1 protein-coding gene is annotated in these 465 nt (G+C 37.8%); it reads left to right on the forward strand.

What is annotated here, in order from left to right:
• On the forward strand, window positions 1-465 hold a 465-nt coding region (locus tag ACYVTD_RS16570; protein ID WP_461248758.1), incomplete at both ends, for a UvrD-helicase domain-containing protein.

Consider the following 465-nt stretch of genomic DNA (forward strand, 5'->3'; position numbering starts at 1 on the left):
AAAAATACCGTTACATTTTGGTTGCCGAGTTTCAGGATACGAGCCTTATTCAGTATAAATTGTTAAGGTTTCTTGCGGAGAATGAAAATGCCAATATTTGCGTAGTTGGCGATGACGACCAGTCCATTTATTCATGGAGAGGGGCGAATTACGAAAACTTGCTGATGTTCGAGAAAGATTTTCCGGGACGGATAGAAATTAAACTGGAACAAAATTACCGTTCCACTACCACAATTTTAGATGCGGCAAATGGAGTAATTTCGCATAATACAGGCAGGAAGGATAAAAATCTTTGGTCGCCAAAAACAGGCGGCAAACCAATAGAATTATTTTTTCCGCAAAACGAAACTGACGAAGCTAATTTTATCGCTTCCCAAATAAAAATTTTAATGATAAGGGAAGATTACAAATACCATGATTTTGGCGTACTTACAAGAACAAATGCCCTCTCCCGTAATATTGAAG

The sequence above is a fragment of the Treponema sp. R6D11 genome (assembly GCF_054786075.1).